12 protein-coding genes are annotated in these 13,410 nt (G+C 62.6%); 7 read left to right on the top strand and 5 right to left on the bottom strand.

Annotated elements, in window-relative coordinates; translation table 11 throughout:
• Positions 1-256 precede the first annotated feature (256 nt).
• From AB7532_RS09540 to AB7532_RS09525, 4 genes are all read left to right on the top strand, one after another.
• Complete coding sequence (locus AB7532_RS09540) at positions 257-862, top strand: hypothetical protein (RefSeq protein ID WP_441234545.1); 606 nt, start codon at positions 257-259, stop codon at positions 860-862.
• Between the two features lie 29 nt (positions 863-891).
• Positions 892-1,152, top strand: a complete 261-nt coding sequence (locus AB7532_RS09535) for an HGGxSTG domain-containing protein (RefSeq protein ID WP_441239222.1) — start codon at positions 892-894, stop codon at positions 1,150-1,152.
• A gap of 51 nt (positions 1,153-1,203) precedes the next feature.
• Entirely contained in the window at positions 1,204-2,454 is a 1,251-nt protein-coding gene (locus tag AB7532_RS09530; protein ID WP_441234544.1) for a phospholipase effector Tle1 domain-containing protein, read from the top strand.
• Between the two features lie 161 nt (positions 2,455-2,615).
• The gene (locus AB7532_RS09525) at positions 2,616-2,975 is read left to right on the top strand and encodes a response regulator (RefSeq protein ID WP_441234543.1); all 360 of its coding nucleotides are present in this window, start codon (positions 2,616-2,618) and stop codon (positions 2,973-2,975) included.
• A 97-nt stretch (positions 2,976-3,072) separates the two neighbouring features.
• Here the strand turns inward: AB7532_RS09525 and AB7532_RS09520 are convergent, their stop codons facing one another.
• From AB7532_RS09520 to AB7532_RS09505, 4 genes are all read right to left on the bottom strand, one after another.
• A complete protein-coding gene (locus AB7532_RS09520; RefSeq protein ID WP_441234542.1) occupies positions 3,073-3,639 on the bottom strand; it encodes a c-type cytochrome in 567 nt (188 codons plus the stop codon).
• 112 nt (positions 3,640-3,751) lie between these two features.
• Positions 3,752-5,017, bottom strand: coding sequence for a PQQ-dependent sugar dehydrogenase (locus AB7532_RS09515; protein ID WP_441234541.1), 1,266 nt, complete (start codon positions 5,015-5,017; stop codon positions 3,752-3,754).
• A gap of 242 nt (positions 5,018-5,259) precedes the next feature.
• Entirely contained in the window at positions 5,260-8,442 is a 3,183-nt protein-coding gene (locus AB7532_RS09510; protein ID WP_441234540.1) for an efflux RND transporter permease subunit, read from the bottom strand.
• A gap of 1 nt (position 8,443) precedes the next feature.
• Positions 8,444-9,652 carry an efflux RND transporter periplasmic adaptor subunit gene (locus tag AB7532_RS09505; protein WP_441234539.1) on the bottom strand — a complete coding sequence of 403 codons (1,209 nt, stop codon included), beginning with the start codon at positions 9,650-9,652 and terminating at the stop codon, positions 8,444-8,446.
• Between the two features lie 318 nt (positions 9,653-9,970).
• Here AB7532_RS09505 and AB7532_RS09500 point away from each other — a divergent pair, with 318 nt between their 5' ends.
• The 3 genes from AB7532_RS09500 (at position 9,971) to AB7532_RS09490 (ending at position 12,878) form a co-directional block, all read left to right on the top strand.
• Positions 9,971-10,255, top strand: a complete 285-nt coding sequence (locus AB7532_RS09500; protein ID WP_441234538.1) for a hypothetical protein — start codon at positions 9,971-9,973, stop codon at positions 10,253-10,255.
• A 136-nt stretch (positions 10,256-10,391) separates the two neighbouring features.
• Positions 10,392-11,639, top strand: coding sequence for an MFS transporter (locus AB7532_RS09495; RefSeq protein WP_441234537.1), 1,248 nt, complete (start codon positions 10,392-10,394; stop codon positions 11,637-11,639).
• Between the two features lie 33 nt (positions 11,640-11,672).
• The gene (locus AB7532_RS09490) at positions 11,673-12,878 is read left to right on the top strand and encodes a M20/M25/M40 family metallo-hydrolase (RefSeq protein ID WP_441234536.1); all 1,206 of its coding nucleotides are present in this window, start codon (positions 11,673-11,675) and stop codon (positions 12,876-12,878) included.
• Positions 12,879-12,978: 100 nt separating this feature from the next.
• On the opposite strand, the gene AB7532_RS09485 is transcribed toward AB7532_RS09490, so the two are convergent.
• Complete coding sequence (locus AB7532_RS09485) at positions 12,979-13,407, bottom strand: DUF4399 domain-containing protein (protein ID WP_441234535.1); 429 nt, start codon at positions 13,405-13,407, stop codon at positions 12,979-12,981.
• Positions 13,408-13,410: the final 3 nt, after the last annotated feature.

The raw sequence follows: 13,410 nt of genomic DNA, 5'->3' as shown, positions 1-13,410 counted from the left end.
ATATGAAAACGACCCCATGCACAGTAGCCGCCTCTTGCGCGCACAAGGACTTGCGCGCACGGCAAGGCCGTTTGACTCGTCGGGCAAAACACTGGCAGACTGTCATCATCGCAACAATCGTCAGCACTCCCAACGGATGGCCAAGGCCACGCCGACGCCGTTGCGCGTAAACCCTTCATCGACATCCTGAAAATCGAAACCGCGCGCAGCGAGCGAACGGTCGTTCGCGCGCCTGCGCCTGCCAAGGACACATCCCATGACGACAACTCCCGAACTACGCATCACCGCGCCGCTTGCGGCAAACGATCGCAGCGCCCCCGCCCCGAGCCCGCGGATCAAGCTCTACAAGCGCCGGATCGCAATCCGACATCCGGACCCGCAAGCCGGCGAACAGCTGCTGGCCGAGGCGCTCGGCGCCGTCGACCGCGACGCGATGCACGGCATCCTGAAGCAATTGGTCAAGGCGAGTGCGATCGGGCACAAGCCCGACGAAGCCAACCTCGCCTTCATGGTCTCGATGATCAGGAACATCGCGCCGAAGGATTCGATCGAGGCCATGCTGGTGTCCCAGATGGTCTCCGTCCACATGGCGACGATGCGCTGCGCCTGTCGCCTCGCCTGCACCGACGATCTCGCGCAGCATGAGAGCGTCACCCGTGCACTGACCCGGCTCTCCCGCACCTTCGCCGCGCAAGTCGAAGCCCTGAGCCGTCACCGCAACAGCGACGAGCGCGCGATCACGGTGCGGAGTCTATCGGTACACGAGGGCGGGCGAGCGATCGTGGGCAACGTCACGCAGCATGCGAACGTGCTTGCTGCGGAAGCGGGTCCGGTTGATGCGAAGCAAGGGCCGAGCCTGTGAGCAGCGGGCATGTTCGCAACACCGGTCCGATGCGGGTGAGCCTGCGCTGCGGCGCAAAGACCCGCGACGGCGGCACGTGCCGTGCGCCGGCGATGCGGGGGAAGGTGCGCTGCCGCATGCATGGCGGCGCGGAGAGATCAGGCGCACCAAGAGGAAACCAGAATGCGCGAAAGCATGGTGCGTTCACGCAAGAAGCCATCTTCGAGCGGCGGCAGGTCCAAGCGGTCATATGTGAGGCTCGAATACTCCTGGACCGCCTCGGCAGATCTGACGGTACCGCAGCCAAATGAACTGTAATGGTCAATCAAAGCCAAGGCATCAGGCCAATCAGAAGCGCAAGATTGGCCCCAGCCATACAACCCGTCGCCAGTAATTTCTCTAGTCAACCCCGTCGCCGCGCCCTAGAATTGCAGAAAGAACCCAATGCACCTCAATTTCCGAGGGCAGGCTTTATTTATCTTCTTGGCAGTCCTTTTTCAGAAGCGCGTACGTCCATGGGCAAACATATCTTTATTGGAATAGACGGCACGTGGCAGGCAGCCTTCAAGGACGCCTTCAAAAGCAACGTCCACAGACTAAATGTCGCCCTCGATTGTCACGACGACACCCGTCAGGAGAACCCACAAATCTTCATCTATTCCGCTGGTGTCGGCACCGCCAACAGGAGCTCAAGAATATATGCTGGAGCAACGGGCGAGGGAATGAACGCGCTTATCCTCGAAGCCTACATCAATCTGGCCTCAAACTACGAGCCGGGAGACAGTATCTATATTTTTGGATTCTCGCGTGGAGCATTCGCCGCGCGAGCTCTCACAGGATTTATCTCTTACGCCGGCCTCCTCAAAGCAAATCAGCTGTCGCTTATCGAAGACGCGTGGATCTATTTCACAGACAGCAACAACGCCAAGAGAGACTACTCAGAGCAACGAAATGGCGCCACCCATCAAAATGTAAGAATCCGGTTTTTAGGACTCTGGGACACAGTCATCGGCTCATTCAGGCGAAAAAGCTACCTTGAGCGATACCGCTTCGACAGCTTGAAACCGGCGAACATCGTCAACACCGTCGTACATGTCATTTCGATAGATGACAGCAGATGGGCATACAAACCCATTTTCTTCGAAGGACGCCGGAAACACCAGAACCTTGAACAGATATGGATGCCCGGAGTTCACGTCGATGTTGGCGGCGGCTCCAACCGCTCCTTCCTATCGACGTTAAGCCTCCTCATCATGATCGATAAGCTGAAGCAGTATTGCCCCGACATCTTGTTTGACCCGCGGTACGTCGGCACAACGCTTTGCGACATTTTGACCAGGGAGAAGGCCGTCGTAAACAATGAACGTGCAGGAATTTGGCGCTGGCTTGGACAAAGGCGGCGACAGGTAGCGAATATCAAGCATCATACGTTGCACCCGGTTGCGGGAACCTTGCCTTTGAAAGAAATCATCTACAAAGGGACGCCACGCACGAAATACGCGCCGGGCTTTACGATTCTGAGCGGAGAGTTGATGCCAACAGCGTCTTTTGACGAAGCGTCGTGGTATCGTCAAAGGATCGAAGCACTGTTGTACAGAGAGTTTCGGTCTTAGCCATTAGCTTACGCCATGGCAGCAACTGATAGTCCGCTCTAGCGGTACAGCAACCTTCGCCAGCGCCCCCGCACAATCACGTGAGCGGAACTCACTGCCCCCAACCGGGAACGGATTCGGCCCCTCGCACTTAACAATTGATAGCTCAGTGAGGTACAGCCATGGGTCAGTCGAAGCCGCATCGCCCGACCGCGATCGTCGTCGAGGACGATGACATCCAGCGCGAGATGCTCGCGCTGTTCCTCGAGGACAACAATTTCGAAGTGCTGCAATGCGAGGACGCGGAGACCGCCGCGCTCGCGCTCAAGGCAAAGCACCCGTCGCTGGTCGTCACCGACGTCAATCTGGTCGGGAAGATGGACGGCGTGGATCTCGCGCACTACGCGCGGGAGCACGGCTCCGATGCCCGGATCATCGTGATCTCCGGCAATCCGCTGCCACGGCCGTTGCCGCCCGGGGCCAAGTTCTTCACCAAGCCGGTTTACCCGACAGTGCTTCTCAGGGAAGCAGCGCAGCAGTAGTGGAAGTTGCTGTCCGGCAGCTTCCTAACGGCCATGCTTTGAGACGCCAGCCTGCGGCGGGCCCTCGGGACGAGGCCAGGTTGTGCAGTGAGATATCTCACCGAAAATTCGCGAGATAGTGGGCGAGATCGCTGATCTGGTCCTTGGCCACCGTCTGCATCACGTCGGCCATGGTGGCGTCATAGCCGTGGCGCGTGTTGTCCTTGTACTCGGCGAGCGTCTTGGCGAGATAGTCCTCGCGCTGGTTGGCGATGCGCGGGACGCTTTCCTTTCCGGAGTAATCAGTATTGTGGCAGGTGTTGCAGCGGTTCTGCTTCGCCAGCGCCTCTCCGCGCGCCATGCGCGCGGCGTCGGCTGATTTAGCCGGCGGCACGGGCTTCGGCAGCGTGGCGATGAAATCCGAAAACGTGCGCAGATCGTCGTCGGTCAGCGACTTCGCCATCTCGTTCATCGGCTCGAACACGCGCAGCTTCTCGCGGAACATGAACAGCTGGATCAGCGCGTAAGGCGCCTGCTGGCCGCCGAGCGAAGGCGTGTTCCCGGTCTCGGAGGTACCGCGTTCGCCGTGACAGGCCAGGCATGGCGCTGCGCGCTCCTGAATCTCTGCACTTGAGGAGACTGTCAGCGAGACGAGCGCCAGGGCGACGATTATGACTTTTTGCATTGGCCGCTGCCGGAAGCACCGTCATTGCGAGGAGCGAAGCGACGAAGCACTGCCTCTCCGGAAAGACGCTGGATTGCTTCGCTGCGCTCGCAATGACGAGTGTGGTGACCACTTACTGCGCCGCAACCTTCTGCTTGCCGTAGGTGATGCGGTAGACCGCGCCATTCCAGTCGTCGGAGACCAGCAGCGAGCCGTCCTTCAGCTGCATCACGTCGACGGGGCGGCCGACATATTTGTTGTCCTCGAGGAAACCGGTCAGGAACGGCTCCATCGACTTCACGCTGCCGTCCTTGTTCAGCTTGACGAGGACGACGTCACCGCCCTGCTTCTGCGACTTGTTCCAGGAACCGTGGCGCGCGACGAAGATCGCGTTCTTGTACGGCTTCGGGAACATGCTGCCGGTGTAGAAGCGCATGCCGAGTGCGGCGGTGTGCGGGCCCATCAGGCCGACCGGCGCGGTGTAGTTCTTGCAATCCTTGCCCCAGCCGAGCTCCTGGTCGATGATATTGCCCTGGTAGCAGAACGGTGCGCCGAAATCCTCGCCGGCCTTGGTGACGCGGTTGAGCTCATCCTCCGGCACCGTCTCCGACAGCCAGTCGCGGGCGTTGTCGGTGAAGTAGAGCTGCTTCGTTTCCGGATTCCAGTCAAAGCCGACCGTGTTGCGCACGCCGACCGCATAGACTTCGGCACCCGAGCCGTCGAGATTGATGCGGCGGATCTGGCCGTGATCGGCATCGTGCAGCACGTTGTTGCCGGGCTGGCCGACCGGCACATAGAGCTTGTTGTCGGGACCGATGCCGATGAACTTCCAGCCATGCGCCTCGTCCTTCGGCAGCTTGTCGTAGATGACGGTCGGCTTCGGCGGGCTGTCCAGGACGTCGTCGATCTTGTCGATCTTCGAGACCTTCGACAGCTCGGCGATGTAGAGCGTGCCGTCCTTGAAGGCGACGCCGTTCGGGCGATAGAGGCCGGAGGCGATCACCTTGACCGCACGCTTGCCGTCCTTGTTGGTGATGGCATAGACCTTGTCGACGAGACGGCTGCCGACGAACACGGTGCCCTTGTCGCTTTGCGCAAGCGAGCGCGCATTCGCCATGCCGGAAGCATAGACCTCGATATTGAAGCCTGTGGGCACCTTGAGCTTGGCGAGCGGCAGCTTGTCGGCCTGCGCCGGAATCGGCGGCGGCGCCACGGGCGCAAGCTTGGAAGCCGCTTCGCCGTCCGGACGGCCGATCAGTGGGGACCCCGGAGGAAGCGGTTGCGCTGCGGGCGCGGCGGGTGGCGCTGCCGGCTGCTGCGCTGCGGCGGACAGCGTGAACGCGCCGAAGACAGCGCCGGCCAGCAACAGGCTGCGCGACGCAGACGTAAGTCCCATCATGGCGATCTCCCCAAAGCGGAAGCCGTCTTCAGACGCGAGCGCGTCCGCGGCCTTTCCGAGTCGGAGTGTGTGAATTTGTGCAGGCAAATGCAAATGGAAACATCAGGGAATACGCGAACGCCCGCGTTGTTCGCGGCTATCCCTGCGGGCCGGCGGCGCCGCCCAAGAATAATTTCCATGCTTTTTCGAAATACAGCTTCCGCTCCTTCGGCGTCGCGAGCGGCCGATCCGACGCCAAGCGATCACTGCGCTGCAAGCACCCTGGACTTTTTCGGAACCACTTTTTCGACCATGTCCAGATCGTCGCCGTCCGCAACATCCTTGTCCTGACGATCTTCTCCCGCGTGCCGCTTCGGGCTGAACCATTGCGCGATACGGTCGAGATAGAGATAGACCACCGGCGTGGTGAACAGCGTCAGGACCTGGCTGACCAGGAGACCGCCGACCATGGCATAGCCGAGCGGCTGACGCAGCTCCGAGCCGGTGCCGTGACCCAGCATCAGCGGCACCCCGCCCAGCACGGCCGCCATCGTGGTCATCAGGATGGGGCGGAAACGCAGCAGGCACGCCCGCCTGATAGCCTCGACCGGCGACAGACCGTGATCCCGCTCCGCCACGATCGCAAAGTCGACCAGCATGATGCCGTTCTTCTTGACGATGCCGATCAGCAGGACGAGGCCGATCAGCCCGATCAGACTGAACTCGATGTGGAAGATGAGGAGCGTCGCCAGAGCGCCGACACCGGCCGACGGCAGGGTCGACAGGATGGTCAGAGGGTGAATGTAGCTCTCGTAGAGCACGCCGAGAATGAGATAGACCACGATCAGCGCCGCCACGATCAGCAAGGGCACCGAGGAGAGCGAGTCCTGGAACGCCTTCGCCGTGCCCTGGAACGTCGAGGTGATGGCAGCGGGCACGTTCATCTGCCGTTCCATCGCGTCGATCGCCTGCGTCGCCTGGCCGAGCGCGACATTGGGCGCGAGGTTGAAGGAAATCGTCACCGCCGGAAACTGGCCCTGATGGTTGATGGCCAGCGGGCGCACCGGCGCCGTGGTCCACTTCGTGAACGCCGACAGCGGCACCTCGCCGCCCGTCGTCGGCGAACGCAGGTAGATCTGCTCCAGCGTGGAGGGATTTTTCTGCAGCGAGGGCAGCACCTCGAGGACGACATAATAGGTGGACAATTGCGTCGAATAGGTCGCGATTTCGCGCTGCCCGAACGCGTCATACAGCGTCGCGTCGATGACGTCAGGGGTGATCCCGAAACGCGCCGCCTGATTGCGGTCAATCGACAACGTCAGCGTGGTGCCAGACGTCTGCTGATCGGACGCGACGTCGCGCAGCTCGGGCATCTCCTTCATCTTGCCGAGCAGCCTGGGCGCCCAGGTGTTGAGCTGGTCCATGTCGGTCGACTGCAAGGTGAACTGATATTGCGTCCGGGCGGGCCGGCCACCGACGCGAACGTCCTGCGCCGACTGGAGATAGAGACGCGCGCCCTGAACCTTCGCCGTCTGCGCCTGCAAGCGGCGGATGACCTGGTCGGCCGAAGCGCTGCGCTCGTCGCGCGGCTTCAACGTGATGTACATGGTGCCGTCATTGAGCGTATTGCCGCTGCCGCCCATCCGCATCGCCATGTGATCGATCGCCGGGTCCTTCAACACGATCGCGCCGACCTCCTGCATGTGCTTCGACATGTCAGCGATCGAGGTGTCCTGCGACGCCTCGACGATTCCGGTGATCAGCCCGGTGTCCTGCTGCGGGAAGAACCCCTTCGGGATGATCACGAACAGATAGACCGTCAGCGCCATCGTCGCAAAGAACACCATCAGGGTGACGAAGCGGAAGCACAGCACGAGATCGAGGCCGCGCTCATAGCCGTTGACGAGCCCCTGGAACATCCGCTCGCTGAGCATGTAGAGCCTGCCGTGATGCTCCTCGTCGTGCGATTTGAGAAAGCGCGAGGCCATCATTGGCGTCAGCGTCAGCGACACGAAGGCCGACACGGCGATCGTCATCGCCAGCGTCACCGAGAACTCGCGGAACAGGCGACCGATGATGCCGCTCATCAGCAGCAGCGGAATCAGCACCGCGATCAGCGAAACCGAGATCGAGATGATCGTGAACCCGATCTCGCCCGCGCCCTTGACCGCCGCCGCCATCGGCGTCTCGCCTTCCTCTATATAGCGGGTGATGTTCTCCAGCATCACGATGGCGTCGTCGACCACGAAGCCGACCGCGATGGTCAGCGACATCAGCGACAGATTGTCGAGGCTGTAGCCGGCCATCCACATCAGCGCGCAGGCGCCCAGCAGGGCGAGCGGCACCGTGATCGACGGAATGATGGTGGCCCACAGGCTGCGCAGGAAGACGAAGATCACCATCACGACGAGGCCGACCGTGAGCAGCAGCGTGAACTGCACGTCCTTCACGGCCGCGCGGATGGTCTGCGTGCGGTCCGACAGCACCTTGATGTCGATGGCGGGCGAAATGCCCGCCTTCAGGTGCGGCAGCTGCTTCATCACGCTGTCGACGGTATCGATGACGTTGGCGCCGGGTTGCTTGAAGATGACCAGGAAGACGCCGGGCTTGCCGTCGGCCCAGCCGTACTGGGTATTGTCCAGCGGCGCGCTGACGGCATGGCCGATGTCGCCGACACGAACGGGACTGCCGTTGCGATAGGCGATGACGATGTCGTTCCAGGCCTCGGCCTTGGTGAACTGGTCGTTGGCATAGACGGTATAGGTGCGGGTGTCGCCGTTGAGGGTGCCCTTGGGATTGTTGACCGATATCACCGAGAGCGGGGTCCGCACGTCCTCCAGCGACAGGCCTTTGGCGACCAGCTTGGCGGGATCGATCTGGACGCGGATCGACGGCGCCTGTTGTCCGCCGACGCTGACCTGGCCGACGCCTCTGATATGGCTGATCGCCTGCGCGAGCTTGGTGTAGGCCTCGTCCGACACCTGCGTCATCGGCAGCGTCTTCGACGTGGCGCCAAGCATGAGAATGGGCGAGTCCGCCGGATTGACCTTGCGGTAGGTCGGCGTGCTCGGCATGTTCTTGGGCAATTGCCCGCTGGCGGCATTAATGGCGGCGAGCACGTCGGATCCCGCACCGTCGATGTTGCGCGAGAGATCGAACTGCAGAACGATCTGCGTCGAGCTGGTCTGGCTCGACGACGTCATCTCGGAGACGCCGGGGATCAGCGCGAATTGCGATTCCAGCGGCTGCGCCACCGAGGACGCCATCGTGTCAGGGTCCGCGCCGGGAAGGCTGGCGGAGACCTGGATGGTGGGGAAATCGACCTCCGGCAGCGGCGCCACCGGCAATTGTGGATAGGCGATGATCCCGACGAAGAGAATGCCGACCATCAGCAGCGACGTCGCGATGGGAAGGCGAATGAAGGGAGCCGAGATACCGCCAGCCATGTCAGTCAACCGATCCGGTTTTGGCCTGAGTGGTGGTGGCGCTGGCATCCACCGTCGGCTTGTCGTCGACCAGCGCGCCCTCGAACAGGCGCGACTGCCCGGCCACCACGATCCGGTCTCCGACGTTCAGGCCTTCGGAGACCACGGCATTTGCATCGCCGCTCTGAGCGACCTTGATCGGCCTGGCACTGACCTTGCCGTTGTCGCCGATCACATAGGCGAACAGACCGGACGGCCCGTGCTGCACACCATCCTGCGGCACGACGATGACGTCCTTGCGCGTGTCGATCAGCATCCGCGTGGTGACTGACAGGCCGGGCCACAGTGCGTTGTCCTTGTTGTCGAAGCGCGCTTTCAGGCTGATGGTCCCGGTGGCCTGGCTCACCGAATTGTCCATGATCGCAAGCCTGCCCTGCGACAGCGTTCTGGTTCCATCCGATGTCAGCGCCGCGACGGGCACCTCGCCGGTATCAAAGGCCCTGGCGACGGCCTGCAATTGCTCTTCCGGCTCCGTGAACTGCACGGCGATCGGCTGCAGCTGGGCGATGGTGACGATCCCCGTCGTATCGGCAGCATGCACGATGTTGCCGGGGTCGACCAGACGAAAACCGGTTCGCCCCGAGATCGGCGCCTTGATCGAGGTGTAGCCGAGATTGGTCTGCGCATTGTCGATGGCGGCCTGGTCCCCCTTGACCTGGGCGGTCAGCTGATCGACCAGCGCCTGCTGGGTGTCGAGATTCTGCTGGGTCTCGAACTGCTGCTTCGCGAGTTTCTGAAAGCGCTCCAGGTTCAACTGATCGTTCTTCAGGCTGGCCTCGTCCTGGGCCTTCTTCGCCACCGCCTGCTCCAGCGCCGCGGTGAAGGGGCGTTGATCGATCTCCAGAAGCGGATCGCCCTCCTTCACCATCTGCCCCTGCTTGAAGAACACCTTCGTGATCTGACCGTCGACGCGGCTCTTGACCGTGACCGTCTTGAACGGCGAGACGACTCCGAGACCGTAGGTGTGCACGGGAAAGTCGGCCTTCCTCACCTCGAACGACGTCACGGGGATCTTCGCCGCGGCCTGACTGGACGCGCTGTTGGCGGTCGCTTCGACCGGCCTGACGCCTCCGACGAACGCGTACCACAGGCCATAGGCCAGCGCGGCGACCGCAAGAATTCCAAACAGCGTGAGGCCGAGCTTCGGCCGCCTTGTCGATCTGATGGCCATGTGACTGCTTGTGCCTGCTTGCAGGTGAAACGCTTGCCTGAAATATCGGTGACAACATCGCGGCGTCAAAATAACGATTGCGTGCGACAATCTGTACAAACCGTCATGTTCGCGCGTTGCGACAACGCAGCCGCTCAAATCGAAAACGTTCGACGAGCGTAAAGTGGAAACAAACGGAAACGATATGGACGGATGTTCAGGATGGCTGCGGCATCACGCTGAATTGCGCCGGTGATCAGGAATTTTGGGAACGCCCATCTTGAGTCAGCCTTATCGTCGAAATTCAGCAAGCGCTGCTTCACGGGAACGAGGCGCAAGATGAAGGCCGATCAACCGAGCCCCCGGGGGAATGTCGTACCGTTTCGAACGCGATCGGACACCGGCAGGGATCCGGTCGACAATGTGCGGTCCAACACCATCTTTCGCATGCTCGACCTCGCGAAGTTCGAACAGGATCGCCGTGATGTCGGGCATGGCGCGAACATGCGCTCGAACATCGCAGCGCTGGTTCTGCTCGGGCTGCTCGTGTTCATCGCGACCGAGGACTTCTCCAGGATCGCCCAATCGAACGCGTGCCTGGAAAAATCGGATTGCGGGAATTGACGACGACATAGCCACGAAGCGCCATTTGCGCGACGTCGGAGCGCCGGAAGACGCACACCGGCTCTGCCCTGGCGCCATTGGCATCCTCGCTCCGATCGTGTAACCCGGCCGAAACCCTTGCCGGGACGGGACGCTGATGACTGCGGTTGCCACGGAAGAAGCGGGCGATGGCACCCGCGCGCTGATCCTTGCGCTGTTGGCGCTGGCCTGCGGCCACATGCTCTCGACCTTGCTGCGCACCATTCCCGCCGTCAGCCTCGATCTGATGGCGGCGGATTTTCATATGGAGCCGCAGGCGCTGGCCAGCCTCACCTCGGTCTATCCCTTTGCCTTTGCCGCGGCGCAGATCCCGGTCGGCGCCGCCATGGACCGCTTCGGGGTGCGGCCGGTGTCGCTGAGTTTGCTGGTGGGAACCGTGATCGGCGCCATCGCATCGGGCTTTGCGACCGGGCCGGAGAGCTTCGCGGTCGGGCAAGTGATGCTGGGTATCGCCACCTCGGGCATGCTGATGTGCCCGATGACGCTGGCGGCCAAGCAATTGTCGGCGGCGCGATTCGGCCTGTGGTCGGGCGCGATCCTCTCGATCGGCAATATCGGCATGCTGCTGTCGTCGAGCCCGCTCGCCTTCGTGGTCGATCATTACGGCTGGCGCGCCGGATTCTGGATCTCCGCGCTCGGCGGCGTCGCCGTCGCATGCGCGGTGTTCCTGCTGGTGCCGAAGCAGCCGGCCGAGCACAAGGACGAATCCTCGCCGCTGTCGCAGATGATCGACGTGCTCAGGCTCGGCCTGTCGCGGCCGCTCCGCGGCCTGATCGCGCTGGCGCTGGTGTCGCTCGCGACCTCACTGGTGCTGCGCGGCCTGTGGGGCGGGCCGTGGCTGATGGAGATCAAGGGACTGACGCGGGTCGAGGCCGGCAACCAGCTCGGCGCTTTCACGCTGGCGATGATCGCAGGTCCCCTCTGCGTCGGCATGATCGACCGCAAGCTCAACCGCCGCCGTGCGCTGGTGGCGAGCACGCATATGGTCGGCGCGCTGCTGCTGGCGCTGATGGCGCTGGGCGCGCCGCATTACGCGGTCTCGATGCTGTTCGGCGTGCCCGTGATGCCGCCAGTTTATGATCTCGTGCTGCTTGTGCTCATTGGCCTTGCCACCTCCGCCCAGCCGCTGCTGTTCGGCATGTCCAGGCAACTGGTCGACGCCCAAACCGCCGGCAAGGCGCTCGCGGCAATCAACCTCGCCTTCTTCCTCGGCGCGGCGCTGATGCAGTCGATCACCGGAGCGGTCGCGGCGTTTGCCGGGCTGCCGGCGGTGCTGCTGTTCATGGCTGCCATGCTGGCATTGGGCGCGCTGATCTTTTTGACTTACACCGCACAGCGTTCGTAAGATGACAGGCACCGTTCGCCAAAGGAATGAATCATGCCTGTCGACACCAAAGCCGCCACCGACCGTCTCATGCGCTTCCTCGCCATCGAGGGCGTGACCGGACAGGAGGCGGCGATCGGGCGTGAGCTCACCGCCGCGTTGAAGGAGAGCGGCGTGCCGGCCAAGGCGATCCGGCTCGACGATGCCAACACGCGCATCCCCGTGCCGACCGAGACCGGCAACCTCATCGTCGACCTGCCCGGCCGCGGCGCGCTGCACAACCAGCCGCGCATCATGTTCATGACCCACATGGACACCGTGCCGCTGTGCGCCGGCGCCAAGCCGAAGAAATCCGGCCGCAAGATCGTCAACGAGGCCAAAACCGCGCTCGGTGGCGACAATCGCTGCGGCTGCGGCGTGCTGGTGACGCTGGCCGCCGAGCTCGAGAAGCAGAAGCTCGATCATCCCCCGATCACGCTCTTGTTCTGCGTGCGCGAGGAGAGCGGGCTCTATGGCGCGCGTCACGTCAAGCTCGACGAGCTCGGCTCGCCCGTGATGGCCTTCAATTATGACGGCGGCTCGGCCTCCAACGTCATCATCGGCGCGGTCGGTGCGGATCGCTGGACCGTCGAGATCACGGGGCGTGCCTCGCATGCCGGCGTCGCACCGGAGCGCGGCATCTCCTCGACCATGATCATGGCGCTTGCGCTGGCCGACGTGCAGGCCGGCGGCTGGTTCGGCAAGGTGGTGAAGGGCAAGGGCGCGAGCGCGCGGCTGGGCACCAGCAATGTCGGCCCCGTTACCGGCGGCGAGGGCCGCCCGGCGGGCGATGCCACCAACGTCGTCACCGACTACGTGCATGTGCGCGGCGAAAGCCGCAGCCATGACGGAAAATTCTTCAAGGAGATCACCAAGGCCTACAAGGCCGCGTTCGAGAAGGCGGCCAAGAAGGTGACGAATGCACAAGGCAAGTCCGGCAAGGTCAAGTTCAAGGCCGAGACCGACTATTTCCCGTTCCGCATGAAGGACAGCCAGCCCGTCATCAAGCGCGCGGTCGAGGCGGTGTCCGCGGTCGGCGGCACGCCGAATGTCCGCACCGCCAATGGCGGCCTCGATGCCAACTGGATGGTCCGCCACGGCGTTCCGACCGTGACGTTCGGCGCCGGCCAGAACGAGGCGCACACGATCGACGAGTGGATCAATCTCGACGAATACGACCGCGCCTGTGCGCTGGCCGTGCAGATCGCGACGACGCGTTGAGCTGCCAGGGCAGGAAGCTGCCAGGCTGAAAATCTGCCGATGGATTTGGCTTGCCACTGCCGACCGGCGCGAAATTGCGCCGTCTATCTTCCTGGGCCGTCTATTTTATCGTGACAGTAATTTTTTCCGACACGACCGGAGGATCGAACGGAAAGTGATTGGCGTCCCCCAGGACGAGTTGGAGCGTGTGCTTACCGGGCTGCAGCTCGATACGTGCCTCGGTCTGCCCCGCTCCAAAATGGAGATGAGACTTATCCGATGCAATCGGTTCATTGGGATTGAGCGGCTCGGTCACGTCAATGAGAAGATGATGGTGCCCGCTGTTCTTGAAGTCGTCGCCGGCATGGGTCACGCCCATGCCGCGCAAGCCGAAACGGCACCAGAACCCGCCTTTGATGACCGCACCGTTCTGCGGCCAGACGAAATAGAGAACCGTATCCTTGCCTGCAGGCTTTCCCTGCGCCTGGGCGGCGGCGAAAGACATCAGAGTCAGGACCGCGGACAACATCACAAGCCGAATCATCTTCATGGG

Origin of the sequence: Bradyrhizobium sp. 930_D9_N1_4 (assembly GCF_052076015.1) — a bacterium.
In the GTDB taxonomy this organism is placed as follows: domain Bacteria; phylum Pseudomonadota; class Alphaproteobacteria; order Rhizobiales; family Xanthobacteraceae; genus Bradyrhizobium.
This window is presented reverse-complemented; position numbering and strand designations above follow the sequence as displayed.